This window comes from Pseudomonas sp. P4_C8 (assembly GCF_056401975.1).
This window is the reverse complement of the sequence record NZ_JBFUIH010000009.1, coordinates 12,401-38,313: the sequence shown is the minus strand read 5'-3', so window position 1 is coordinate 38,313 and position 25,913 is coordinate 12,401. Positions and strand designations below refer to the sequence as shown.

At 59.5% G+C, this 25,913-nt stretch carries 16 protein-coding genes; 4 read left to right on the top strand and 12 right to left on the bottom strand.

Annotated features, from left to right (window positions below):
• Positions 1–15: 15 nt before the first annotated feature.
• Both ccoO and ccoN read right to left on the bottom strand, forming a co-directional pair.
• Positions 16–624, bottom strand: a complete 609-nt coding sequence (gene ccoO, locus AC1DWM_RS07640; RefSeq protein WP_223511736.1) for a cytochrome-c oxidase, cbb3-type subunit II — start codon at positions 622–624, stop codon at positions 16–18.
• A 10-nt stretch (positions 625–634) separates the two neighbouring features.
• Positions 635–2,059: a cytochrome-c oxidase, cbb3-type subunit I gene (ccoN, locus tag AC1DWM_RS07635; protein WP_223511735.1), complete on the bottom strand. Its 1,425-nt coding sequence runs from the start codon at positions 2,057–2,059 to the stop codon at positions 635–637.
• A gap of 111 nt (positions 2,060–2,170) precedes the next feature.
• Here ccoN and AC1DWM_RS07630 point away from each other — a divergent pair, with 111 nt between their 5' ends.
• On the top strand, positions 2,171–2,848 hold the full coding sequence (locus tag AC1DWM_RS07630; protein WP_477794937.1) for an alpha/beta family hydrolase: 678 nt from the start codon (positions 2,171–2,173) through the stop codon (positions 2,846–2,848).
• Positions 2,849–3,000: 152 nt separating this feature from the next.
• On the opposite strand, the gene AC1DWM_RS07625 is transcribed toward AC1DWM_RS07630, so the two are convergent.
• Both AC1DWM_RS07625 and AC1DWM_RS07620 read right to left on the bottom strand, forming a co-directional pair.
• Positions 3,001–3,489 carry a hypothetical protein gene (locus AC1DWM_RS07625; RefSeq protein WP_477794936.1) on the bottom strand — a complete coding sequence of 163 codons (489 nt, stop codon included), beginning with the start codon at positions 3,487–3,489 and terminating at the stop codon, positions 3,001–3,003.
• 196 nt (positions 3,490–3,685) lie between these two features.
• Entirely contained in the window at positions 3,686–5,251 is a 1,566-nt protein-coding gene (locus tag AC1DWM_RS07620) for a methyl-accepting chemotaxis protein (RefSeq protein WP_223511731.1), read from the bottom strand.
• A gap of 322 nt (positions 5,252–5,573) precedes the next feature.
• On the opposite strand from AC1DWM_RS07620, the gene AC1DWM_RS07615 reads away from it, so the two are divergent.
• Both AC1DWM_RS07615 and AC1DWM_RS07610 read left to right on the top strand, forming a co-directional pair.
• On the top strand, positions 5,574–13,136 hold the full coding sequence (locus tag AC1DWM_RS07615; RefSeq protein WP_477794935.1) for an SDR family NAD(P)-dependent oxidoreductase: 7,563 nt from the start codon (positions 5,574–5,576) through the stop codon (positions 13,134–13,136).
• 8 nt (positions 13,137–13,144) lie between these two features.
• Positions 13,145–14,494, top strand: a complete 1,350-nt coding sequence (locus tag AC1DWM_RS07610) for an aminotransferase class I/II-fold pyridoxal phosphate-dependent enzyme (RefSeq protein WP_477794934.1) — start codon at positions 13,145–13,147, stop codon at positions 14,492–14,494.
• A gap of 51 nt (positions 14,495–14,545) precedes the next feature.
• On the opposite strand, the gene AC1DWM_RS07605 is transcribed toward AC1DWM_RS07610, so the two are convergent.
• The 8 genes from AC1DWM_RS07605 to AC1DWM_RS07570 form a co-directional block, all read right to left on the bottom strand.
• Positions 14,546–15,004 (bottom strand): REP-associated tyrosine transposase, encoded by a 459-nt coding sequence (locus AC1DWM_RS07605; RefSeq protein ID WP_223511728.1) that lies wholly within the window; start codon positions 15,002–15,004, stop codon positions 14,546–14,548.
• A 677-nt stretch (positions 15,005–15,681) separates the two neighbouring features.
• Entirely contained in the window at positions 15,682–17,133 is a 1,452-nt protein-coding gene (locus AC1DWM_RS07600; protein WP_477794933.1) for a capsular polysaccharide export protein, LipB/KpsS family, read from the bottom strand.
• Between the two features lie 11 nt (positions 17,134–17,144).
• Positions 17,145–17,732 carry a GNAT family N-acetyltransferase gene (locus AC1DWM_RS07595; RefSeq protein WP_477794932.1) on the bottom strand — a complete coding sequence of 196 codons (588 nt, stop codon included), beginning with the start codon at positions 17,730–17,732 and terminating at the stop codon, positions 17,145–17,147.
• 16 nt (positions 17,733–17,748) lie between these two features.
• Positions 17,749–19,311, bottom strand: coding sequence for an LTA synthase family protein (locus AC1DWM_RS07590; RefSeq protein WP_477794931.1), 1,563 nt, complete (start codon positions 19,309–19,311; stop codon positions 17,749–17,751).
• Entirely contained in the window at positions 19,304–20,080 is a 777-nt protein-coding gene (locus AC1DWM_RS07585; RefSeq protein ID WP_477794930.1) for an SDR family NAD(P)-dependent oxidoreductase, read from the bottom strand. Before AC1DWM_RS07585 ends, AC1DWM_RS07590 begins: the two co-directional genes overlap by 8 nt.
• Positions 20,077–21,399 carry a capsule biosynthesis protein gene (locus AC1DWM_RS07580; protein ID WP_477794929.1) on the bottom strand — a complete coding sequence of 441 codons (1,323 nt, stop codon included), beginning with the start codon at positions 21,397–21,399 and terminating at the stop codon, positions 20,077–20,079. The genes AC1DWM_RS07585 and AC1DWM_RS07580 overlap by 4 nt, the downstream gene beginning before the upstream one ends.
• A complete protein-coding gene (locus AC1DWM_RS07575; RefSeq protein ID WP_477794928.1) occupies positions 21,336–23,324 on the bottom strand; it encodes a capsular polysaccharide biosynthesis protein in 1,989 nt (662 codons plus the stop codon). The genes AC1DWM_RS07580 and AC1DWM_RS07575 overlap by 64 nt, the downstream gene beginning before the upstream one ends.
• 257 nt (positions 23,325–23,581) lie before the next feature.
• On the bottom strand, positions 23,582–24,643 hold the full coding sequence (locus AC1DWM_RS07570; RefSeq protein WP_477794927.1) for a phosphotransferase family protein: 1,062 nt from the start codon (positions 24,641–24,643) through the stop codon (positions 23,582–23,584).
• Between the two features lie 262 nt (positions 24,644–24,905).
• Between AC1DWM_RS07570 and AC1DWM_RS07565 the strand changes: the two genes are divergently transcribed.
• Complete coding sequence (locus AC1DWM_RS07565) at positions 24,906–25,838, top strand: KpsF/GutQ family sugar-phosphate isomerase (protein WP_477794926.1); 933 nt, start codon at positions 24,906–24,908, stop codon at positions 25,836–25,838.
• Positions 25,839–25,913: the final 75 nt, after the last annotated feature.

Genomic DNA, 25,913 nt, shown 5'->3' with positions numbered 1-25,913 from the left:
AGACATGGGCATGCTTCACCTCTTGCTCTTGATGGCAGTGCCGAGCACTTGCAGGTAGGCAACCAAAGCGTCCATTTCGGTCTTGCCCTTGAGCGAGGCGACTGCGCCAGCGATGTCGTCCTCGGTGTACGGCACGCCGAGGGTGCGCATGGCGCGGATCTTGGTTTCGGTGTGGCTACTGTCGAGTTGATTGGCCACCAGCCATGGATAGGCAGGCATTTTCGATTCCGGCACCACGTTGCGCGGGTTGTACAAGTGCGCGCGATGCCAGTCTTCCGAGTAGCGACCGCCGACTCGCGCCAGGTCCGGCCCGGTGCGCTTGGAACCCCACAGGAACGGGTGATCCCAGACGCTTTCACCGGCGACCGAGTAGTGGCCGTAGCGTTCAGTCTCGGCACGGAATGGGCGAATCATTTGCGAGTGGCAACCGACGCAACCTTCGCGGATGTAAATGTCGCGACCTTCCAGTTGCAGCGCGGTGTAGGGCTTCATGCCTTCCACCGGTTTATTGGTCACGTCCTGAAAGAACAGCGGGACGATCTGGGTCAGACCGCCGATGCTCACGGCCAGCACCATCAACAGCAACAACAGGCCGACGTTTTTCTCGATTGTTTCGTGTTTCATGGCGGACTCCTCAAGCCATCTGCGCGGCAGCGGCGACGTCGGCAGGCTGCGAGGCCTGTACGGTGCGCCAGGTGTTGTAAGCCATCAGGAACATGCCGCTGAGGAAGATCGCCCCGCCCACCAGCCGCACGATGAAGCCTGGGTGACTGGCCACCAGGGTTTCGACGAAGGAGTAGGTCAGCGTGCCGTCTGCGTTGACTGCGCGCCACATCAGGCCCTGGGCGATGCCGTTGACCCACATGGACGCGATGTACAGCACGGTGCCGATGGTCGCGAGCCAGAAGTGCGCGTTGATCAGGCCGACGCTGAACATCTGCTCGCGGCCAAAGACTTTCGGAATCATGTGGTACAGCGCGCCGATGGAAATCATCGCCACCCAGCCGAGTGCCCCGGCGTGAACGTGACCGATGGTCCAGTCGGTGTAGTGGGAGAGGGCGTTGACAGTCTTGATCGCCATCATCGGCCCTTCGAAGGTCGACATGCCGTAGAACGCCAGCGACACCACGAGGAAGCGCAGGATCGGGTCGCTGCGCAACTTATGCCAGGCGCCCGAGAGCGTCATCATCCCGTTGATCATCCCGCCCCAGCTGGGAGCCAACAGGATCAAGGACATCACCATTCCCAGCGACTGTGCCCAGTCCGGCAGCGCGGTGTAGTGCAAATGGTGCGGGCCGGCCCAGATGTACAGGGTGATCAGCGCCCAGAAGTGCACGATGGACAGGCGATAGGAATACACCGGCCGCTCGGCCTGTTTCGGCACGAAGTAGTACATCATCCCGAGGAAACCGGCGGTGAGGAAAAAGCCCACGGCGTTGTGGCCGTACCACCACTGCACCATGGCATCGGTTGCACCGGCATACACCGAGTAGGACTTGGTGAAACTCACTGGCAGCTCAATGTTGTTGACGATGTGCAGAATCGCCACGGTGACGATGAACGCACCGAAGAACCAGTTACCGACATAGATGTGCTTGGTCTTGCGCTTGGCCAGTGTGCCGAAGAACACGATGGCGTAGGCGACCCAGACGATGGTGATCAGAATGTCTATCGGCCATTCCAGCTCGGCGTATTCCTTGGAGCTGGTGTAACCCAGGGGCAAGGTGATGGCCGCCAACAGGATCACCAGTTGCCAACCCCAGAAGCAGAACGCAGCGATTTTCGGTGCAAACAGCTGGGTCTGACAGGTGCGTTGCACCGAATAGAACGAACTGGCAAACAAGGCGCAACCGCCGAAGGCGAAGATCACGGCGTTGGTGTGCAGGGGGCGCAACCGCCCGAAACTGGTCCACGGCAAATTGAAGTTGAGTTCGGGCCAGACCAATTGGGCCGCGAGAAAAACCCCGAGCCCCATACCGACGATGCCCCACACCACCGTCATAATGGCGAATTGGCGGACCACCTTGTAGTTGTAGGCGGTACTGATAGAAGTGTTCATGGTTCCCCATCCACGGTTCAGCCGAAGTGAAGGCCCGTCTTCGCGAGTAAGCCGCGCAAGGCAGACGCTCCCTTCGCCTGGAGTTATAGGCAGACTAAAAGCGAGGCAAGCATGGACAAACAGCACATGGCCAGTATTGACGGGGATCAATGGGCGCGGTGCGTGCGGGATCACGGATGGTTGTGGAATGCAGCTGTTTCGCCGGCATCGGCGACACTGATCCTCGCCCACGGTGCCGGCGCGCCGATGGACAGTGGCTGGATGAACGACATGGCTGCACGCCTTGCCGATCAAGGCGTCAACGTAGTGCGCTTCGAGTTTCCGTACATGGCGCAACGGCGCATTGATGGGGGTAAACGCCCCCCCAATCCAGCCCCGAAACTGCTGGAATGCTGGCGTGAGGTGTATGCCCAGGTGCGACGCCATGTCACTGGGCCTCTGGCCATCGGCGGCAAGTCCATGGGCGGGCGTATGGCGAGTTTGCTCGCAGATGAACTGGGGGCGGATGCGCTGGTGTGCCTGGGGTATCCGTTTTATGCGGTCGGCAAACCGCAAAAGCCTCGGGTTGAGCATTTGGCCGGGTTGAAGACGCGGACGTTGATTGTGCAAGGTGAGCGCGATGCGCTAGGTAACCGTGAGGCGGTGGAGGCTTACACGTTGGCACCGGGGATCGAGGTGTTCTGGTTGGCGGCGGGGGATCATGACTTGAAGCCGTTGAAGGTTTCGGGGTTTACGCATGAGCAGCATTTGGCGGCTGCGGCGCAGAAGGTGACGGCGTTTCTTCAGTGAAATTTGCAGTGCCAGTTCGAGCCTCTTCGCGTAGAAGCCCACCCCCACTTTTTGAGTTGTGTTGTGAATGTGTTCTTTATTCACCGCAAACTTTTGTGGAGGCGGGTTCGTCTAGCCCATCTGACAATTGCAAACTGGCAGGGCACTTAAGTCTATTGTTCGTCCGGGGTTTTCGTCGGTGGCCGCAGTCTCTTCATAGTGAAGGTGCCTTTGGGGTTCAGACGATAGCCGTCGCTTTTAAACAGGGCTTCGAAGGTGCCTTCGACGATGTCTGTAACAGGATCGTATTTGATAATGTTCAGCGTGGCGGAATCTGCCTCCACCGTTCTAAACCCCTCATATCCTGGGGGGGCGGGAATCCAGTGGCCATGTAGAAAGGTCAGCCCGTCATCGAGCTTATAGACACCTTTCAGTGCATCGTCGCCGTTGTAGGGCAGCGTCATACTGAAAATAAAAAGGTTTTCCTCCTCCTGTGTTCCCATTCCACCCCCTAAAGCCCAATAACGCTTTCCGAGAAACTCGTCTTGCAAGAAATCACTGAATTCGGCAGTTTTTTTTGTGGTTTCGTATTTCCACTCAAAGATGTTTTCGTTTGCTAACGTGCCGCGTTTCTTTGGAATAAAAATAGCGTGGGCTGTCATTACGGAATCCTTTCTGTGAGGTAATTGGTGGCCGTTGCCTGAGGGGCATAACGACTGTCACTTTGATAAACCTCCTGTGTTTTTTCGTCTACTGTCAGATCTGACAGGTGCTTCCCAATTGTCAGCAGCTCGCGTTTTTTAGATGTAAAAAACCCGGAAGTTTTCACCGTCCGGGTTTTCGTTTTACCTATAGCAATCAGCGGTTAAACCGCTCCACCAACGAATACTGGGTATTCGCAGTTTTCGTCAGCTCTTCACTCAACAACGCCGAGTGTTGAGCCTGTTCCGACGTCTGATCCGCCAAGTGCGAGATGTTGCTGATGTTGCGGCTGATTTCCTCGGCCACCGCACTTTGCTCTTCAGTCGCCGCCGCGATCTGAGTGGTCATGTCGGTGATGTTGGCCACCGCTTCGCTGATGCCCACCAGTGCCTGATCCGCTTCCAGCACTCGCGCCACGCCTTCCTCGGCCTGACGATGCCCGGCTTCCATGGTTTGCACCGCCGTACTCGCCGTTTGCTGCAGCTTGGCGATCAGGGCGTGGATCTGCCCGGTGGATTCGCTGGTGCGTTGCGCCAGTTGGCGAACTTCGTCCGCGACCACCGCAAAACCACGGCCCATCTCGCCAGCGCGGGCTGCTTCGATGGCGGCGTTCAAGGCCAGCAGGTTGGTCTGGTCGGCGATGCCTTTGATCACGTCGACCACGCCGCCGATTTCGTCGCTGTCCTTGGCCAGTTGGGTCACGGTCAGGCCGGTTTCACCCACCACCACCGACAGGCGCTGAATGGCTTCGCGGGTTTCCCCTGCGATGTCGCGGCCGCGACCGGTCAGGCGATTGGCTTCCTGGGTGGCGTCGGCGGTGCGCTGTACGTGGCTGGCGACTTCCTGAGTGGTAGCGGCCATCTGGTTGACGGCGGTGGCCACTTGTTCGGTTTCGACGCGCTGACGTTCCAGGCCGCTGGAGCTGTTGTGCGCCAGGGCGTCGGACTGCTTCGCTTGCTCGGTCAGGTGCTCAGCGGTGTCCTGCAGACGGGTCAGGCAGGTTTTCAGGCGGGCTTCCTGGCTGAGGATCGACATTTCCAGTTGCGCCTGAGCGCCACGGCTGTCGGTGTACATCTGCGCGATCAGCGGGTCGGACGTGGTCTGTTCGGCCAGGCGCAGCAGGCGCTTGAGCCCACGCTGTTGCCAGCTCAAGCCTATCAGGCCCAACGGCACCGACAGGCCGGCGGCCAGGGCAAAACCCCATTGGGACGACAGCGAGGCACCGATCATGAAGCTCACCTGGCTGACCAGAATGAACGGCAGCCAATCCTGAAGCACCGGCAGCCATTTATCAGTCGATGGAATGGCGGACTTGCCCTGGTTGATGCGTTGGTAGAGTGCTTCGGCACGCTGGATCTGTTCGGCGGTGGGTTTGATCCGCACCGACTCGTAACCGGTCACCTGGTTGCCATCGAAAACCGGTGTCACGTAAGCGTTCACCCAATAGTGATCACCGTTCTTGCAGCGATTCTTGACGATGCCCATCCATGGCAAGCCTTGTTTCAGCATGCCCCACATGTGCGCGAACACCGCCGCAGGAACATCGGGGTGGCGGACCAGGTTGTGCGGTGCACGGATCAGCTCCTCACGAGAAAACCCGCTGATCTCGACGAACGCGTCGTTGCAGTAGGTGATCACGCCCTTGGCATCGGTGGTGGAAATCAACCGTTGCTGAGCCGGGAAGGTTCGTTCGCGTTGGGTTATGGGCTGGTTGTTACGCATGGCTATTTCAATCCGCAAGGCTTTCAAGCGTTGTCGGCCGAGTCGCGAATTTGATGAGTGTTTTTTTGCAGCATCTGACATCAGTTGTCGTAATTTCGCAGCGCGGATGAAGGTCGATCTGTCCGGAAATTGGGCTTTCAGGTTTCCCTTGAGGCGATGCATGCRTATGATCTGTCGCTCTTTTGTGTAGGGTTTTTCCCTACATTCGCGGTTGGATCAGTACATAGCACTCAAGATGTAGCCGGATATCCAGCATTTACATTAATAGAATTTGATTGTTGTTCAGCTTGGAAAAGGGCTGGGGATTAAAGGATTAGCTTCAATGCGTAAAAAAGTTGCAATCATAGGGACGTCTCTCCGGTTTCCAGGCTCTACTTCTGCAACTTTTTGGCCGCACCTGCTAGATAGGCAGAACTTTATTACCCAGGTGGATTCTTCTCGCTGGTCTAAAGACGAATTCCTGCACCCGGACAAAGCAAACCCTGCAACGTCCTATACTTTAGCTTCCGGAACCCTGGGCGATATTTCGACCTTCGACGCCGGATTCTTCAATATCTCTCCTCGTGAAGCGGCGGTCATGGATCCTCAGCAGCGTTTGTTGCTGGAGCTTGGCTGGGAAGTGTTCGAGAACGCCGGCGTCAAGCCGTCGAGCCTGCGTGGTAGCAATTGCGGTGTTTACCTGGGCATTGCCAGTGTCGACTACGGCTACCGTCTGGCCCATGACCTGTCGATGATCGACGCCGCCACCGCCACCGGCAATACCAACAGCATCGCGGCCAACCGGTTGTCTTTTTTCTATGACCTGCAAGGTCCGAGCATGGCCATCGACACGGCGTGCTCTTCTTCCCTGATCGCTTTTCACCAGGCTTGCCAGGCCATTCAGAGCGGCGAAATCGAACAGGCGATTACCGGTGGGGTCAGCCTGCACCTGCATCCTTTCGGCTTTCTGATCTTTTCCAAGGCTTCAATGCTGTCGCGCACCGGGCAATGCCATGTGTTCGATGAGTCTGCGGACGGCTATGTACGCTCCGAGGGCGGTGGACTGTTCTATCTGAAGGATTACGACAAAGCGATCGAGGATGGCAACCAGATCCTCGCGGTCGTTGCCGGCAGTGCGGCCAATACCGATGGGCGCAAATCGACGCTGACCCTGCCGAGTGCAGATGCGCAGATTGCCCTGATGAAACAGGCCTACAACACAGCGGGCATTGATGCGGCAGATATCGATTACCTGGAGGCTCACGGCACGGGTACGCCAGTCGGCGATCCAATCGAGAGCCAGGCCATCGGTGAGGCACTGGGTCAGCAACGCCCGGCGGATCAGCCACTCCTGATCGGTTCGATCAAAAGCAACATCGGCCACCTTGAGGCTGCCTCCGGCGTCGCCGGGCTGATGAAAGCGCTGTACTGTGTGATCGAACGCAAGGTGCCGGCCACCATTGGCATCAAGAAGCTCAATCCGAATATTCCTTTCGCCGATCTCAACCTGAGTGTGGTCACCGAAACCCTGGCCCTAAAATCCAGCGGAAAACTGGTGGTCGGGGTTAACTCCTTCGGTTTCGGCGGGGCCAACGCCCACGTGATTCTGGAAAGCCCACCGCAGGTAACGCAAGCCCCGAGCCCAACGCAACAATTCGTGCCGCTGATGGTTTCTGCCAAGGACAGCACCGCCCTGGCGGCCCAGTGTGAACAGCTCGCGCAGTTCATGTCCGTGCCGGACGCGGCAAGCCTTTATGATGTTGCCTATCAGTCACTGGTGCGCCGCGAACTGCACCCGCAAAGGGTTGTGGTGTTCGGTGCGCAGGCTCAGGACAGCGCTCAGGCACTCCTGGATTTCGCCACGGAACCCGGTGTTCCGGCGTTGTCGACGGTGCTGGAAAGTGGTCGCGCCCTGGATCAGGCCAAAGGACCTGTGTTCGTTTTCTCCGGTAATGGATCGCAGTGGCAGGGCATGGGCAAGTCATTGCTGGCCGACCCGCTGTTCCATCAGGCAGTTGCCGAACTGGACGCGATTTTCCAACCGCTGGCCGGTTATTCGTTGATCGCCGAACTGGCGGGCGAGCTGGGCGAAGACCGTTATCAGCTGACTGAATTTGCACAGCCAGCGCTGTTTGCCTTGCAGGTGGGGGTTACCCGCATGCTGGCCGAAAAAGGCGTCGTGCCGATGGCCGTCATTGGCCACAGCGTGGGTGAAGTCGCTGCCGCCTGGGCGTGCGGGGCGCTGACGCTGAGCGACGCCACCGCCGTGATCTACCATCGCAGTCGCTTGCAAGGCTTGACCAAGGGCTGCGGCAATATGTCGGCGGTCGGCTTGTCGGGTGCAGAGACCGCGAGCCTGTTGCAGGCGCTTTGTCTGGACAACGAGCTGGTGGTCGCTGGCGACAACAGTTTCAAAGGGGCGACTGTCGCCGGTCTGCCGGCTGCATTGGAGCGCCTGGAGAATGCACTGACCGAGCGTCAGGTTTTTGCTCGTCGCCTGGGACTCGATTACGCGTTCCACTCGCCGGCGATGGATGTGATTGCCGATCAGGTGGTCGAAGCCTTGAGCAGCATCGTCCCGGGGCCTGCCCGTATTCCAATGTATTCGACCGTGACCGGCGACCTGTTGGCTGGCGAATATCTGGACGCCGAATACTGGTGGAAAAACATTCGTTATCCGGTGCTGTTCAAGTCTGCCAGTGAGGCCCTCGTCGAGCAGGGCTACAACGTCTTCGTGGAGGTCGGACCCCATCCGATCTTGCGCGCCTATGTGGCCGACGCACTGACCCGTCAGGAACTGGACGGTGTCGTGATCCCGACGGTGCTGCGCGGTGAGCAAACCTCACAGTTGATCGATCGCACGCTGGCGAAAGTGCTGATCGCCGGTGTCGACATCGATCTGCAATGCGTGTTTCCCGATGTCGGGCGTTTCGTGCAACTGCCCAATTACGCCTGGCAGCGCGAACGTCACTGGCTTGCCGACTCACCCGAATCAAACGGCAACCTGCACCGTGAACGCGTCCACCCGCTGCTGGGTTACCCGCTGCCCGAGCACGAGTTCACCTGGGACAACCGTCTGGATACGCAACTGTTCCCGTCGCTCGGTGACCACCGGGTGGGCGATTCGGTGTTGTTCCCGGGAGCGGGTTTCACCGAGCTCGCGCTGGCAGCTGCATTGCAGTATCAACCCGGCGAGTTTGTTGAAATCGAAGAGCTGGAAATTCACAGCCCTCTCTTGCTGCATTCGGATTTCAGCAAAAAAGTCCGCGTAACCATCGACAGCAGTGACGGAACGGTTTCCATCGTGTCGCGCACCACCGCCCAGGCTGAGCCGTGGGCGCAGCATGTGGTTGCCAGGCTTCCGGGTGAAGCACGCGGCGGCATGCTGGCCTGCGCCGCTCCGGCCTTGCCGACGCGTGCGCCGGATTTCAACGCGTCCGGGCACTTGGCGCTGACCCGGGCCGTCGGCCTGAATTATGGTCCGGCTTATCAAGTGGTCGAGGCCGGCTGGATCGAGGGCAACCAGGTATTGGCGCGCTTGACGGTCCCGGCGCTGATCGAGGCCGAACTGAACACTCTGAATCTGCACCCGGCGTTGCTGGACGGTGCTTTCCAATTGATCACCCAGCTGTTGAGCCAGGATGCCGGGTGCCGCAAAGACCTGGCCTTTATCCCGGTAAAACTGGGGCGGATCTGCTTTGCTGCCGGCAGTCTTGCGCCTTGCCTGGCCCAGGTCACCCTGGTGAAACGCTCAGAGCATTCGTTGCTGGCGGATTTCACGCTGTTCGATGCCCAAGGCCATGCGGTCATCTGCATCAAGGACGCGCGTTTTCGTGGAGTACGGCTGCACAAGGATCGCAGTGGCGACATCAAGCTGGCGGACTTTGTCGGGGTTGCCAAACCCTATCCCGCCAATGAGCGTGCCATGCCAATGGCCAGTTCACAGCTGCAGGTGAAGCTGCAACAGCACCTCGGCACGCTCGCGGATGATCACGGATTGGCCCGGTATGCCAATGAAATCGACCCGTTGCTCGATGGCCTGTGCGGCAGCTTCCTGCTCGAAGCCGTCGAGAAACTCGGCGGTCAACTGACGCGGCAGCAGTACGCCACTTGGGAATCCGGCAGTTATCTTGACCATTTGCTGGATCAAGCCATAGAGGATGGCAGCCTGGTCACGGTCGGCAACGACGCCTGGCAGTTGGCCGACCAGGGTGAACGCTCGAGTGCACAGGACATCTGGCAGGAACTGTTCCGCAGTTATCCCGAGCACTTCCAGATCATTCATTCAGTTGGCCGCATCGGCATGCACTTGCTGGAGCTGATCAGCGGGCAGATGAGTCTTGCGCAACTTTTGCCGAGGGAAACCACGCCCGCCGTATTGACCCGCCTGGTGCTCGGAGCTTGCGGCCACTACGCATTGCTGGGCGGTCTGCGAGAGCACATTGCGCAACGCTTGAGCGCTCTGCCTGACGGGCAGCGCTTGCGTATTCTCGAGCTTGGCTTCGAGGGCGCGCCTTTGGCGGCTGATCTGTGTGTCGGGCTGGATTTTGATCGGGTCGATTATCAGTACGTGGCGCAGAACGTTGAAGCGTCGTCGATGCTCCAGGCTGACTTCCCGGATCTACAGGTGCTGAACCTTGAAGATGCGGAAAAAGTCGCCCAGGTGCCGGCGAACTGTTTCGATCTGGTCCTCGTCGCCACTGATCTGGCACCGCTGGAAGCACTCAGTCAAGGCCTGCAACAGGGTGCCGCAAGGTTGTGTGCCAATGGCGAAGTGCTGCTGCTCGCGCAACATCCTGCACGTTGGGCTGACTTCACCTTCGGCGCCGAACCTTCCTGGTGGCTGGCCCGACAGGGGCAGCAGGCGCTATCGGCGCAACAGACGCCGGGCTTCTGGCAGCAGGAACTGCGGCGCCATGGCCTGACGGTATCCGGGCCGCTGGAGTTTATTCCGGATTCGGCATCCGGCAGTTATCTATTGGTGGCCGCCAAAGATGAGGTGAAGACCCTCGCGGTTGCTCCCGAGTATCCGCGTCATCGCTGGTTGCTGGTCGCCGACGAGCAAGGGCCTGAAGGGCCATTTGCCCAGGCACTGGCGTCGGTCTTGCGTGAGCAAGGTCAGGACGCCGCACTCCTCGCACCGGGCTCGGCAGTGGTTCTGGCGCAACAGTTAATTGAAGAGGCCGCGGCGCCTCAGCACATTGTGATGCTCGCTGGTTTGTTCGCCACCCAAGGGCTGGATGCGCAGGCGGATCGGTGCATGCTCGCCGCAGCCATCACTCAGGCCTGTGAGTCGGCCGGCATTGCCGCCGATTGCTGGTTACTGACCTCCGGCGCCGCTGTTCATCTGCTGCCGCAAGGCGCCCGGCCGGAAACGACTGTGCCGGACATTGCCGACGCGGCCTTGTGGGGCTTCGGTCGGACCCTGAGCAACGAAGCTGTCGGCTGTCGTGTCCGTCTACTCGATCTGGCGATGGGCGCCGGTGTCGAGCATCTGGCTCAGGCACTGCTCAACGCTGATGAAGAAACCGAACTGGCGATCAGTGCGGCGGGTGATCGTTATGTCGCACGGCTGCGAATCCAGCCAGATGAGTTGTCGCGTAATGCCGCGCTGGAGGCACCGGCGCAGGTCAAGCTCGGGTTCGATTTGCCGGGGCAGTTGCGCCATTTGCGCTGGGAAGCACGAGCGCCACGGGTGCCGGCTGACGACGAACTGGATATTGACGTTCAGGCGACGGGTCTCAATTTCCGCGATGTCATGTACGCGTTGGGCCTGCTGTCCGATGAAGCGATCGAAAATGGCTTCTCGGGACCGACGCTTGGCTTCGAGTTTGCTGGCGTGGTGCGGGACAAAGGCGCGCTGGTCGAAGGCGATTTCCAGCCGGGCGACCGAGTCGTCGGCTTCGGTCCGTCAAGCTTTGCCAATCGTCTGGTCACCAACGCCAATGCGGTGGCACGCATTCCTGACGGTATGTCTTTCGAGGCAGCGGCGACCATCCCGAGTACCTTCTTCACTGTGTACTACGCGGTGCATCACTTGGCGCGCCTTGAGCCGGGAGAGAAGATTCTGATTCACGGCGCAGCGGGCGGCGTGGGTATTGCCGCGATCCAGATTGCCAAATGGTGCGGTGCCGAAATTTATGCCACCGCGGGCAGCGACGAAAAGCGCGATTTCCTGCGGCTGATGGGCGTCGAGCATATCTTTGACTCGCGTTCGTTGGCGTATGCCGATGACATCCTGGCCATCACCGATGGCCGCGGCGTGGATGTGGTACTCAACTCGCTGGCGGGCGAGGCGATCAATCGCAATTTGCGGGTACTCAAGCCGTTTGGCCGGTTCCTCGAACTGGGCAAGCGCGACTTCTACCAGAACACCAAAATCGGTCTGCGACCTTTCCGCAATAACATCAGCTACTTTGGCATCGACGCCGACCAACTGATGAGCGAACGCCCGCAGCTGACCCGTCGGCTGTTCGGCGAAATGATGGAGCTGTTCCGCGAGGGCGTTCTGAGCCCGCTGCCTTACCGCGCTTTCGATGCCAATGAAGTGGTCGAAGCGTTCCGCTACATGCAACAAGCACGTCAGATCGGCAAGATTGTCGTGACGTATCGCACGCCGATCCAGGGCGTTGTCGCGACGTCGGTCGCGCCAGCACCGAGGTTGACCCTGGCCGCGAACGCCAGCTACCTGGTCACCGGCGGTCTCAGCGGTTTTGGCCTGCGCAGCGCGCAATGGCTGGTGGAAAAAGGCGCTCGTCATCTGGTCCTGCTAGGTCGTCGTGGCGCCGCGACGGAGGAGGCGCAACCCTTGTTGGCGCTGTGGCGCGAGCAGGGTATCGAGGTCCAGGCGCTGGCCTGTGACATCACCGACCGCGCGCAATTGGCGTCCGTCATGGCGCGCATTGACGCCAGCGGCCAGCCATTACGTGGCGTGGTGCATGCGGCAACGGTGTTCGATGACGGTTTGATCCGCAATTTGACCCGCGAACAACTGCAACGCGTCTTGGAGCCCAAGGCCAAGGGAGCGCAGTACCTGCATGAGTTGACGGCCCGTTTGCCACTGGACTTCTTCGTGCTGTTCTCTTCGGCAACCACCTTGTTCGGTAATCCGGGGCAGGCCAACTACGTTGCCGCCAACCATTGGCTCGAAGCACTGGCGCGCCATCGCCTGGCGCTGGGGTTGCCGGCCACTAGCGTGCTCTGGGGGGCCATTGATGACGCGGGTTTCCTGGCTCGCAATCAGGATATTAAGGACGCTCTGCAAAGTCGCATGGGCGGTGCAGCCTTGCAATCGCAAGCGGCGCTGCAGACCCTGGAACGCTTGCTGTTGCAGCGTCGTTCGGGGCTAGGCGTGCTGGAGCTGGACTGGAAGGCGCTGTCGCGCTTCCTGCCGGCAGGCGGCTCGCCCAAGTTCAATGAACTGGCCAGGTTGCACGGTGGTGAGCAGGACGAAGAAAGCGATGCCGACGATATTCAGCGGTTGTTGGCCGAAATGGATGACCCTGAGCTGATCGAGCTGTTCAGTGAAATGCTCAAGCAGGAAATCAGCGAAATCCTTCGTTTGCCAACCAGTAAACTGGACGCCACCCGACCGCTTCAAGAGTTGGGTCTGGACTCGTTGATGAGTGTCGAGCTGGTGGTGGCGGTCGAGGAGCGCTTTGGTGTTCGTCTGCCGGTCATGGAACTGAGCGAAGCGTCGAGCATCGGCAAGATCACCGTTCGAATCCTTGAACTCCTGCGCGGTAATCAGCAAGGCGATGCGCAACCGGATGCCGAAAATAATCTGCAGCCTCTGGCGAGCGAAACGTTTTCACGTCATGGCGTCGACATTTCCCGTGACGATATCGCGCAGTTGAGCGCGGGCCTCAGCGCTCAGGATTCCAAACTTTCACGCTTGATTAATTGATCCGGACCATGACCCATAAAACCGCGCCCAAGCTTGCCGCTTCGATGAAAGACAAGCTGATCCAACAGGCTCTGGAACGACGTCTGCGCAAGACTAGCGATGGCGCACCAAGCCCATCGCTGGAGGGTCTCAAAAGCGCCCCGCGCGAGGGGTTCGGGCAATTCTGCCGATTTGACCAGTTCCCCGGCTATCAGCAGTTACGCATCATGCTCGACGGCGCCGCGCGTTTTGGCTTGGCCAATCCGTTCTTCAAATTGCACGAAGGGTTGGCGGGAGCCGAAACCGTCATGGACGGTAACCGTTACGTGAACTTCGCGAGCTATAACTACCTGGGCTACTCAGGACACCCGGTTGTCGCCGAGGCCGCCAAGGCCGCCATTGATCAATATGGAACGTCGGTATCGGCCAGTCGTCCGGTGTCGGGCGATCGGCCGATTCATCGCGAGCTGGAGCAGGAACTGGCTCGCCTCTATGAAGTGGACGACGCCATTACCTTCGTCAGTGGTCATGCGACGAACGTGACTACCATTGGCTACTTGTTCGGTCCGCGGGACCTGATTCTGCATGATGAACTGATTCATAACAGCGTGCTGCAGGGCATTCAGTTGTCCGGTGCCCGGCGCCTGAGTTTTGCCCATAACGATTGGGAAGCGGTCGATCGTGTACTGAGCGATCAGCGTCAGCATTTCGAGCGGGTGTTGGTGGTGCTTGAAGGCATCTACAGCATGGATGGTGATTTCCCGGATTTGCCTCGTTTCGTCGAACTCAGGAACAAGCACCAGGTATTGCTGATGGTCGATGAAGCCCATTCGCTGGGCGTCATGGGGCAGACTGGCAAAGGCATCCGTGAGCATTTCGGCCTGGCCGGCAGTGACGTGGATATCTGGATGGGCACCTTGAGTAAAAGCCTGGCCAGTTGCGGTGGTTACATCGCCGGTGAGTCGGCACTGGTGGAACATCTCAAGTTCCTGGCCCCGGGCTTTCTCTACAGTGTCGGCATGCCGCCATCGGTGGCGGCGGCAGCATTAGCGGCGCTGCGTTGCCTGCCAGAAGATGGCGAGCGCGTCGCCACCTTGCAGGCACGTGGCAGGCAATTCCTCGAACTTGCCAGGGAAGCAGGCCTGGACACCGGCACCAGCACAGGTCTGGCGGTAGTTCCGGTCATCACCGGCAGTTCGCTCAAGGCGACCCAATTGTCCAGCGCGTTGTCACGTCGTGGAATCAACGCCCAACCCATCTTGCATCCGGCGGTACCCGAGAAGTCAGCGCGAGTACGCTTTTTTGTGTCATGCCTGCACACCTCGGAGCAAATTGCCGAAACCGTCGCCATCGTTGCGCAGGAACTGCGAAAGCTCTAAGACGAGCGGCCAGAAGATCGAGGCGGCGTGCCTTCGCCGGCAAGTCAACCTCTACAGCCATATGGCATCCCACAGCGGATAATCATGAACGCGCCTGACCAGGTCAGCGCGCAATGGGTTGGCGATGATGTAACGGGCCACCGTCAAAAGATTTTCTTCGCGGCGGATGGCGCGATCATGAAAGCCTTTTTGCCAAAATCGGCCTGAGCGACCCAGGTAGGCATTGATCTCTCTCGCGCTGCGAGATTTGGTTGCAAGCATCAACTCCGGCAGCGTGCTGTTCTGGAGTTCGACCAACCAGTGAAAATGATCGGGCATTACCACCCAGGCAAGGGAATCTGCCCGTCCTTCAGTCATGGCCAGACGAAACTGATCCACCACCAAACGTCCCGCTCGCCAATCGCTGAACACCGGTTCACGCAGGTGTGTCACGGCAGTGAGCAGGTAGATTTGTCCGGCCTGGGAATGGCGACCGGTGCGCAGATGATTGGCGTGGGAACGAGTAGGCAATCCTTTGCCCTCCTGTATAGGTTGAAAGGGTAAGGCTAGGACGTAGATGATTGAACGTCGTAAAAGTTTGGAACCGGATGTGTATGGGCCGACGCCTTCGCCGGCAAGCCGGCTCCTACGGGTTTTGTGTTGTCCACAAAATGAGGGCGTGCACGGGGTTGGTGTCGTCCGAAAAATGAGGATGCGCACGGGGCATGTGCCGTCCGAAAAATAATGGCGTGCACGACGATTTTGTAGGAGCTGGCTTGCCAGCGAAGGCGGCCTTGCGACATGCGGCGGCAATGAGGGCGCCTTCGCCGGCAAGCCGGCTCCTACGGGGTTGGTGTYGTCCRSAAAATGAGGRTGTGCACGGGGTTGGTGKCGTCCGAAAAATGAKGGCGTGCACGGCGATTTTGTAGGAGCTGGCTTGCCAGCGAAGGCGGCCTTGCGACGTGTGGCGGCAATGAGGRCGCCTTCGCCGGCAAGCCGGCTCCTACGGGTTTTGTGTTGTCCACAAAATGAGGGTGTGCACGGGGTTGGTGTTGTCCACAAAATGAGGGTGTGCACGGGGTTGGTGGCGTCCGAAAAATGAGGGCGTGCACGGCGATTTTGTAGGAGCTGGCTTGCCAGCGAAGGCGGCCTTGCGACGTGCCGCAGCATTGAGGRCGCCTTCGCCGGTAAGCCGGCTCCTGCAAGGGTTATAGCGGGAACATACCTTTGAGGTAGCGGCGGATTTGCCGATAGCGCGGGCAGTTTTCGATCAAGCCTGGAGTGTTTTGTGCGCGGTGTTCCAGCGCCTGCTGTGGGCTACAGGGCATGCCACGGACTTGCACCAGTTGTTGTACATCGCCGTCGTAACGCTCGAGGACCAAGCTGGTTGTTACGTTGTCCGGGCTGATTCGCCACAGCGGTACGCCCCATGCTGCGGCACGTGATGACAGGTCGCGGGGTTCATGGGGGCTCCACACCACCACCTTGCCGTCTTCGCGCGCCACGGTCGTCATCAGGTCGGCGCTATCGTGGGTGAATTTCACGCGGCCCCAACGGCTGTCGAGCAAGCGGCGGATTGCCGGTTGCCGGCGCCGAGGCACACCAAGCACGGTCAATGCGCCGGCGAACTGGCTGTCCTGTTGTTTTTGTCGGGCCAGTTGCCGGGCCACGGTCATCACGTCGCAGCGCTGATCGGTCAATGGGTCCACATAGCGGCAGTAGCGAATGTAAGCGGCGGCCACCAGTTGCTCCAGCGTGGGCCGGGCCTGGCGTCGCGGGATCGGTAAGCGATCATCGGTCAGCCCCCAGCCGGCGTAGAACGGCAGCCCGAAACAAGTCACCGGTACACCCTGAATCAACGCTTCCAGTCCGGCCTGGCTGGTGCCGACATACACGCGTCGGGCCCGGCTCGCCAGTGAGGCCCAGGATACGTGGCGGTTCTCCAGCGCTACGCCCCGTGCAAGGGCGGCGTCGAGCAGGCAGCTTTTCTTGTGGCCGTTGATGCAGTCAGGGTGAATCCGTACCCGCACGTCCGCATCGGGGTTTTCCGCCAGCGCCGCATCGAGCATGCGGATAAAGTCCGCTTCGCAAAGTCCGCCGCCAGGAATGGAAAAGTCGCCGTAGGTCTGGTCCACCACCAGGATAAGCGGTTTGTCGCGGCCAAGTGCGTCGTCATCGCTCAAATCCGGAGCGTTGTTGTATTTGCCGATCCCGCTGCTGCGCATCAGGGCAATCAACGCTTGGGCGGTTGCCAACTCCGCAGCCGTCAAGGTGTGCGGGGTTTGCAGAATGTTTTCCAGCAGCGACGGACGATCGGCCAGGTAGTGGATACCGATGGGATCGATCACCATCGACATCGGCGTATCGCCTTCCACCCCCAGCGAAGAGGAGCGCAGAAAACCATCCTCCAGCGCCACATAAGGAATGCCCCAGCGTTTGCACAATACCCGGGCATGGTCGGACGAACTTTTGTAGCCGATCCCCGAAATCGCCTTCAAACCTTCGGGCCGTTGTTGGCCGCGTCTCCACAACCAGTACGGTGGCCCTTCGGGGTCGAGAAACTCACCCAGGTGATGGACTTTCCACATCACCCACTGCGACATGATACCCACCCAGCCGGGGCCTTTCACCAATGACTCAAGGGGAACTGATCGACTCATTTCTTCACCGCTCATGGCTGGGGTGTCATCGAGCGACGCATGTTGATCACGGCGGGGAAGGGCAGCAGGCGGCCAAGCCAATTCACCGGAGTGGTCCGGATCCGGGTGAATCCCATATGCGCATAGAGCCGCTGGGCCCTCACATTTTTCACCTGCACCTCCAGCTCTACCCGGTCATAGCCGGCTTGCCGGGCCTGATCAAAGGTCGCGGCCAGCAGCGAACTGGCAATGCCCTGATGACGTGCATGCTTGATCACATGCAGGCCATAGAGATAAAAGCCGTAATACCACTCGCGACCTTCGGTAATCGCAAACAGCAGGTAGCGCAATACGCCCCGCCACCAGCCGAATTCGCGCAAAAAAGGCCTGATGCCGGGCGAAAATGGCCCGCGTCGATGATGTTTGAAGGCGGCATAGCCAAGGGTGCTGCAATCGCGGCGGGCGATCAGAATCCGGTCCCAGTTGATCGACTCGGCCAGCAGCCGATATCGGCAGGCTTCATCGCCGAGAAAGAAGGCCAGCGAATTGCGGCCCGAAGTGATCATCCGCGCGATTGACTCATCAGGTTCCGGCAAGCTCGAACCGAGGGCAATCCGCAAGGGGGCGTTGTCGATGTCAGTCATGGGTGGCGGTCTGGTCCAGCCTCGCTTTTGCGACGGATTGCTGGCTGCTGTTCAGATGGTCGACGAAGGCCTTGGCCAGCTGTTCCACGCCTATTGGCCGGGGCGCGCTGGCGGACGGAGCCTGATTGGACCAAATGAAGTAATCAGTATCGCCATCGGGTGCGCCCAGGGCGGTATACACATCCGGGAGAATGGGCACATGGTCGCCGAAGAAACACAGTCCGGTAGACGTCGGGCTGGCTAGCAGGTACTCGCGCAACTTGCCGAGCATCCGATCAGCATTGCTCAGGTGACGCAGATAAGGCGCCAGGTCTCGCAGGCCGTCCGGCAGTGGACGATCGAACCAGTTTGGCAACTCGGCCGCTTCAACCTGCTCCAGCTGTAGCGGTCCATGGTTCTCCATGGTTACGGCGTGGATATACAAGGGTTGGGTGCGCGTGCTGTCGTCGAGCAGTTCGATGATCTTGTCTGCCACGGCGCAATCGCCAATAAAAGGTCCGGCCTTTTGCCCGTCATTGAAGCTGCGCACATCGATGAACTCATCGAAACCCAGTGCCGGCAGCACGCGGTCACGGCCGTAAAAACTACCCGCGTAAGGGTGAACGCACACGGTGCGATAACCCCGGAGCTTCATCTCGGCGGCGATGTTTGGCAACCCTTGGCGGGCCAGGTGGCGATAAGGATTGAAGCGATGAACGCCCAGCCTGTCGCCGGCAATCCCGGTCAGGAAGGCGAACTCGGTGCGCACGGTATTCGCGCCCCAGGCCGCGACTTTCAGGCGCCCATGGGCCCTGGCTTCGGTGCGCAGCACATCGTATTGGCTCAGTACCTGCTCGCGGATACCGGGCCACAATCGGCGAATATCGAAAAACGATTCGCTCTGCACCGAGACCAGGTCCGGCAGGGCCACATCAGAAGGGTTGCGAATCGATTGCGCACTGATCGCAAAAGGCGAGCCCAGTGTGTCGATGGGCACCTTGCGCCGGGCTGCGCAAAAGTAGGTCCACAAACTGGCGGCCAATCCCCAACGGCGCAAATCCAGGCTGGCATCGTAGCTCGGTTGTAGCGGTTTCAATGCGCCGACGACCAGCAGCACCACGGCACAGACCAGTGCCATGGCCGCGGTTGCCAACGCATCACTGGCGCCAGCCTCGAAATACAGTCCGCAGGCCAGGTAGGCGACAAAGGCCAACGCCAGCACAATGGTTTTGCCGATGCCGAAGAAGGGCAGGTACAGACGCGGGAAACGCACGGCGTCGCTGAAATACTCAAAGTCTGCGCACACAAAGGGTTCGCGCAACGAGTGATACTTCGAATTGCTCACCAGAACGATCAGCGTCCAGATGGCCAGCACATTCACAGCACTGAAATACGGACGTCCGGTCAGGCCATACAGCAGGGCAACCGAGAATAGCCATGCCCCGGCGTGCAGCAGCCAGCTGCGCAGCGGTCGGCGTAAGGTGGGCCTGGGAACCAGCAGCGCTTCGATGGCGCAGGAGAGCAAAAAACCGCCCAGGATGACCCAGGCGAAAGTACTGTCAAAAAAATCAGGCACCGTAGTCCAGCCATCGCAAAATTACAGAAGACATCCGTGGGGGAATCACGCCCAGGGCCCAGCATCCGAGGTTCAAAGGGAAGGGGAAACTGATTCGCGCCTGGTCGGCTGCCAGGCCCCGGCGAATCCGCTGCGCGGCTTTGTCCGGGTTCCACAGCAACGGTTTCGGTCCAGGCATTTCAAAGCACATTTTCGATTCAACATAACCGGGCATGATCACATTGATCCGCACGCCGTCAGCGGCCACCAGGTCGCGCATGGATTCGCCGTATGCCTTTATTGCCGCTTTACTGGCGCTGTAGCTCGGCGTCGCCGGCAGCCCGCGCCAGCCAGCGAGGGAACTGAACAGCGCGATCTGCCCGTGCTTGCGTGCGCGCATCGCCGGCAACGCCGCTTGTACGGTGGCAATGGCGGCCATGACGTTGACTTCGATCACCGCCTGGGACAACGCCCAATCTTCATCCTCAGCATTCGGGCCACTCGAGGTGTTGAGCCCGGCTCCGACAATGATCAGGTCCGGCTGCTCGGTTTCGCTGATCCGGGTGATCCATTCACGTACGGCCTCCAGGTCCTGCACGTCCAGTGCGTGAAGGATGACCCGGGCGCCGGCAGCGCGACACTGCTCCGCCATTTCCTCCAGTCGTTCGGTACGCCGGCCTTGCAAAATCAGGGTCACGCCGGGCGCCGCATAGGCGGGCGCCAGTGCGCCGCCGATGCCACCTGTGGCACCGGTGATCAGGATGCAGCGAGGGTTTTTTTGCAGCGTCATAAGTAGCGTTCAATCCGCGAGGTTTTGGCCATCAGTACTTCCAGCGAGTTGTTCACGGCCATGTCGATACCGCAGCGCGTATAGAAGCCGCCATTGACCTGGGTGGTGTGAATCACCGTGCTGCGAAAACGCTGGAACAGCGTGGCGTCAGGCGGTTCCGGTGTGTGCCAGAAATCGTCGAGGCTGCCCTGGTGGGTGAGTCCCTTGAGGTTGTAGATCGGGTCGCTGAGGGCGATGGTCGGCACGCTGTGCATCAGCGACGAACCGCCCACGGTGCTGTTGACGGTAATCACGCCCGCGACATGCGACAGCAATGTCGGCATGTGACCGCTTTCGAGGAAGTCCACCCGATCGGCAATGCCGAATTTGTGGGCAATGCGCCGGGTGATTCGGTGGTAGTTGATGATGCCCGGGGTCAGCGGATGGTTCTTGACCACCAGGCGCGTGTCACTGCCGGCATGGCGGGCGAACGAACCCAAAACATGCTTCAGCACATCCTTCATGTGTTTGAACGGCGAGTGATCGCGGATCTGCGCGTCGCTGTCCAGCTGCAGTGGCAACAGGAAGGTGCGATAGCGATTGTGCGCCACTTGACTGATCACCTCGGAATCACGGCCCTTGGCACGGGCCAGGCGAAGGCCCTGGCGAATGTAGCCGGCATACTCCACCGCCGCGTTGTACGGCGCGTGGGTTTTGTAGTGGGGGAACACCACTTTGTTCAGTGCGCCACCGACGTGGTACATCACATCGTGCAGGGCCCTGGAGGCAAAGGACAGGCGGAACGAATTACCGTTGTGATAGCGGGGGATGTACTTGCCCACTTCCCGATACCAGTCCGGATCACGCGGCAGCAGCGAATGATTGTTCACGCCGTTGCGCTCAAGGGTGATCCAGTAGGGGCGGAAGTAACCTTCTTCGAACACGTGCACACGAATGCCCAGCGACCTGGCCAGCTCCACCGCCGGCTGATGCACCGGACGGCAGTCGCCGAACAGCACCACGTCGGTGATGTGGTCGGCCCTGAAGCATTGGCTGTAGAAGTCCATCAGCTGCTCGGGGCGCGCCGAATAAAATACCCGCGCGCCGCTGCCGTACAGGGTGTCGCCCATGTTGAAGTTGACCGACTTGACCAACTGTCCCTCGGCCCGCAGCGCTTGTACCAGACGCGCAAAAAACGGCGAACTGACGCCCTGCAGGAACAGGAACGAGTTGCGCGGTCTCGCCAACACCGGGCGCGGGGAGCGCTCGACAGGAACTACGAGTTTTTTGGGCTTGGTTTCAACGCGGTGCGGAGCAAACGCTGGATCATCTCTCGCCATGTTGGACGTTTTCCATGTGTAGGTACTTCATCCCAATTTTGAATCTCGACTAACGTACGTTCGGGAGTCGTGAATTTTTTAGTAATGCGACTGACATAGGTCGGATAGCGGATCAGGGTCGCGGCCACCAGTTCGTCGAGGCTCAGGCGCCGGGTGCGGCGCGCCTGGACGTCCGGGCTCAGGTCCTTGTCCCGGGTCAAACCCCAGCCTGCATAAAACGGCTGGCCGTAGGTGGTCACGGGCACGCCGCGCAACAAGGCTTCGAAACCCGATTGCGAGGTCAGCACATGCACTTCATCCACTTCAGTCAACAGCTCATGGAACGGCACGTCGCCCACCACCTGATTGCACCAGTCGCTGGTGCGCTCTTCATCAATGCCTGCTTCGCGCGTGCCGGCCAGCACTTCCGGGTGCGGCTTGTACAACAGCCATGCCATTGGATGGTGCTCGCGCACCGCTTTGAGCAAATCAATGTTGCGCCGGATACGGTGCGCGCCGTAGCGAATCGAGGCGTCGGACTCGACCTGACCCGGTACCAGAATTACTTTTCCGGCGCCGGCGGGACGTTTCCACGTGGTGCCGGGCAGGTTGTATTTGGTCACTCCGGCAACGCAGATCGCTTCGCGCAGGGCTGCTGCCCGTTGCAGTAAATCCGGACTGCACGGTTCGTGCTGCAAGAGATGTTCGAGGCGCGAAGGACGGGTGGCGTCGTAGTAAATGCCCAGGTCGTCGAACACCCATGACAATGGACGGGTTTTCTTCGCACCCAGGCCGACGGAGCGCAGGAAGCCGTCTTCGACGCGGCCGAGGTGGCTACCGACTTTTTTGGTCAACGGCACATCGTGCTGGCAACCCCACGTGATGACCGGCGCGATGCGACGACGGGAAAAGCGACCGAGGAACCGAATCGATGAACCATTGAAAAAGTCCAACACCAACGGTTGCTTCCACTTGCTGAAACCGACCATCTGCAAATCTTGCGGCAGCCGACTGCGCATCCGCCGTTGCAGGCCGAGCCAGGTCAACACGGTCTCGGGCTGGCAGGGCGCGCCCGTTTCCGGGTCGACGTAGCGCGGGTATTCCACCAGCGCGGCATGCAGCAATTGTTCAAGGCTGGCAGGTTGGCGTCGTTCGGGAGCGGGCAGGGCATCATCGGTCAGACCCCAGCCGGCATAGAACGGCATGCCAAAGGTGTACACCGGCACGTCCCAGAGCAAGGCATCGAAACCCAGTTGCGAAGTCATCACATACGCAGCCTGCACCGCGGGCAGCAGTTCGGCCGGGTGAACGTTATGGCTGATCAGATGAACACGCGGGTGCTTAAGTAGCGCCGCCAAGTCAAAGTGACCTTGCTTGCGTCCGGCCACCACGTCCGGGTGAACCTTGACCACCACTGTGCTTTGCGGGTGTCGGGCCAGCGCGGTTTCGAGCATGCGCTCGAAATCGGCGACGGTGGTGCCTTGCAGTGAGGCATCACCGCGGGTCTGATCGGCGACCAGCACGCACGGCTGCGGCAATGTGCAGGCTTCGATGCGGGCACCGTTGTATTTGGACACGCGCTCTTCACACCAACTCGCTTGCAAGGCACGGGCGCGCAGTATCTGTGCTTCTGTGAGCGGCACGGGAATCAGTTGTTCGAGGCGAGAAGGAGCGGTGGCGTCGTAGTAGATGCCCAGCGGATCGACGATCAACGACAGCGGCGGGTCTTCGGCGCCCAGGCCCACCGAGCGCAGAAAGCCGTCTTCGACGGTGAGTAGCGGCAAACCTGCAGTTTCAGCGGCCTCTTGGGCACGCATTGCACTGGGTTTGCGTCCCCACGCGAGAACCTCGTCGGCCTGGGCAATGTCGCGCACCGCGCCACACAGCAGCCGATACTCGGGCAGCAGGGCAGGGAGCGTGGGGATCTGTTGCGCGCCTTTAGACATAATCAGCAAAGCGCGCCGGTTTGAATCGACATTGTCCATAAAAAACAGCGGATATCCCTAAAGGGTGCACACATCTACCACGCTCGAATACATACGAACCTGTAAAGAATGTTTAATAAAATTTGCCGCGAATAATAATACAAATGGCAGGTAGCCACTCGCAAAAAGTAGGAAGTTTCCTACAAAATTGTCACATATTTCGTCTTTGCTTTTTAACGCTATAGGTTGTGGAGTTAGCCGTCCGATGGGCGGGCGGCTTACCTTCTGTGCGGTAATTGACAATTCGAGTCCGATCCCTGCTTCAAGGGAAACGCCAACAAGTACTGGTATTTTTCATGCAGCAAATCCAGCTTGTCGCGTCGCAGGTAATCAGCAATGGTCTTGGGCCGTAAAAAATGCCACAGCGCGTTCTGCAGGAAAAAATAATCAACATTGCGCAACGCACTGTGCACGTCGAGCCGCTCATCCAGCGCATCGGCATAGGCATTCAGGAACTCCGCACGGACCTTGGTGAAACGTGCCATGTCTCCCTGGCGGAAAATCGCACTGAGGTACGCGCCGCCATCAAAACCGATCCTGCCGATCTTCACTTCGCTCCAGTCGATCATCTGCAAGCCTTCGGGCGAGACAAAAAAGTTCTTCGCCAGGTAATCCATATGGCACAAACAGCGCTGGGTATGGCTGGCGCGAGACTGGGCGCGACGCAGGGCCGGCTGCAAGCCGCGCAGACGCTCGGCCAGGCCGTGAAATCGTGCGTCGTCAGCGGGCAGTTCGCTGAGGGAGGGCAGGTAGCGTACAAAGTTGAAGCGCCAGCGCAGCAGATACCAAGGGCGGAAATAATCCATTTCCCAGAACCGATACCGTTGTCGCCAGTTGGCAGGTTGCAGGTAGAGATGAGACAGCTTCTCGATTTCGGCGATGCCCAAGGCAATCTGCGGCGCAACTTTGGCCATCTGTGGCGCCCGCCCTTCAACGAATCGGGTAAAGATCAGGGTTTCCCGCGGCGTTTCAATAACCCCCAGACAACCGGGATGCCGGAAATGCACGCTGCCTGCCAGCACATCGCGCTCGCGATAAAAACGCGACTCCAGGCTTGAGATGAACAACAGCTTGCGGATCGACTTTTCCACCACATCCAGTGTGGTGCCGCTAGGCAGGTGGGTCAGGCGGTGATGGCGTACGTAATTGACGAACGAGGCGTTGGAATTAAGGTCAAGGGTGTTGATTCTGTACTCATCCAGCGGGTGACCGAGCACGTGGCTCAAGCGCTTTTCCAGGCTGGAATGCCCCCACCAGAAGACATTATTGCGGGCAAACATTCCGTGTCGCTTTGATTCGGTATCCATGGGTTCCAACTGTCAACAACGACTCAAATGCCGATCTGAACGTGTGTGTCACCGGATCAGACGAGGCGCGATAGTACGGATTCCATCGCCTCATTGCCACGTTCGCGGTGCTGGAGACAAAAGAACTTACGAAATTTCCTACACGTCGATCGGATTAAATCCCGCGCTACGTTCCCTGCCGCCGCCTCAATCGGTACCATACGCGCCACTTAAATCAAGGAACGATCGCGTCCCCATGAATCACCTTCAAATCGCCAAAGAAGCCCTTTGCGCCCAAGCGCAAGCCATTAGTCAGCTTGCCGAACGCCTCGACGGCGAGTTTCAACGCGCTGTTGAGCTCATCCTCGGCTGCAAAGGCCGCACCGTTGTGTGTGGCATGGGCAAATCCGGACTGATCGGGAAAAAGATGGTTGCGACCTTCGCTTCCACCGGCACCCCGAGTTTCTTCCTGCATCCGGCTGAAGCCTTCCATGGCGACTTGGGCATGCTTAAGCCGATCGACGTGTTGATCCTGATCAGCTACAGCGGCGAGACAGAGGAACTCATCAAGCTGATCCCGAGCCTGAAGTCCTTCGGCAACAAAATCATCGCCATGACCGGCAACGGAAAGTCGACCCTGGCCAAGCACGCGGATATCTGGCTGGACATCTCCGTGGAGCGGGAGGTGTGCCCAAACAACCTGGCACCAACCACCTCCACCCTGGCGACCATGGCCATGGGCGATGCCTTGGCTGTGGCCTTGATCGAAGCCATTCAATTCAAGCCTATGGACTTCGCCCGCTACCACCCCGGCGGTAGTCTGGGGCGCAAGTTGCTGACTCGCGTCAGCGATGTCATGCACTCGCCAGCCCCGATCGTCACTCCATCCACCAGCTTCCACGACTGTCTGATGGTGATGACCCAGAGTCGCATGGGGCTGACCGTGGTAATGGAAGAGGGCGTTTTGGTCGGTATCGTCACCGACGGCGACCTGCGTCGCGCATTGCTGGAAAACGAAGGTGTGATCCACACCACCGTCGCCCACTTCATGACCGCCAACCCGCATACCATCAAGGATGATGCGCAGCTGTCAGAAGCGGAAACCTACATGCTCGACAACAAGATCCGTGCCTTGGCTGTTACCAACAGCGACAACGCCGTAGTAGGCGTCGTCGAGATCTTCGACTGATACCGCAACCTCCGGACTCCAACAGTTCCTGCAATCCCTCGCGATCCCACACGATCTCTGTAGGAGCTGGCTTGC

Coding starts and splice junctions, on each gene's coding strand:
- ccoO (WP_223511736.1), bottom strand. CDS start 624: ATGAAACACGAAACAATCGAGAAAAACGTCGGCCTGTTGTTGCTGTTG.
- ccoN (WP_223511735.1), bottom strand. CDS start 2,059: ATGAACACTTCTATCAGTACCGCCTACAACTACAAGGTGGTCCGCCAA.
- AC1DWM_RS07630 (WP_477794937.1), top strand. CDS start 2,171: ATGGACAAACAGCACATGGCCAGTATTGACGGGGATCAATGGGCGCGG.
- AC1DWM_RS07625 (WP_477794936.1), bottom strand. CDS start 3,489: ATGACAGCCCACGCTATTTTTATTCCAAAGAAACGCGGCACGTTAGCA.
- AC1DWM_RS07620 (WP_223511731.1), bottom strand. CDS start 5,251: ATGCGTAACAACCAGCCCATAACCCAACGCGAACGAACCTTCCCGGCT.
- AC1DWM_RS07615 (WP_477794935.1), top strand. CDS start 5,574: ATGCGTAAAAAAGTTGCAATCATAGGGACGTCTCTCCGGTTTCCAGGC.
- AC1DWM_RS07610 (WP_477794934.1), top strand. CDS start 13,145: ATGACCCATAAAACCGCGCCCAAGCTTGCCGCTTCGATGAAAGACAAG.
- AC1DWM_RS07600 (WP_477794933.1), bottom strand. CDS start 17,133: ATGAGTCGATCAGTTCCCCTTGAGTCATTGGTGAAAGGCCCCGGCTGG.
- AC1DWM_RS07585 (WP_477794930.1), bottom strand. CDS start 20,080: ATGACGCTGCAAAAAAACCCTCGCTGCATCCTGATCACCGGTGCCACA.
- AC1DWM_RS07580 (WP_477794929.1), bottom strand. CDS start 21,399: ATGGCGAGAGATGATCCAGCGTTTGCTCCGCACCGCGTTGAAACCAAG.
- AC1DWM_RS07575 (WP_477794928.1), bottom strand. CDS start 23,324: ATGTCTAAAGGCGCGCAACAGATCCCCACGCTCCCTGCCCTGCTGCCC.
- AC1DWM_RS07570 (WP_477794927.1), bottom strand. CDS start 24,643: ATGTTTGCCCGCAATAATGTCTTCTGGTGGGGGCATTCCAGCCTGGAA.
- AC1DWM_RS07565 (WP_477794926.1), top strand. CDS start 24,906: ATGAATCACCTTCAAATCGCCAAAGAAGCCCTTTGCGCCCAAGCGCAA.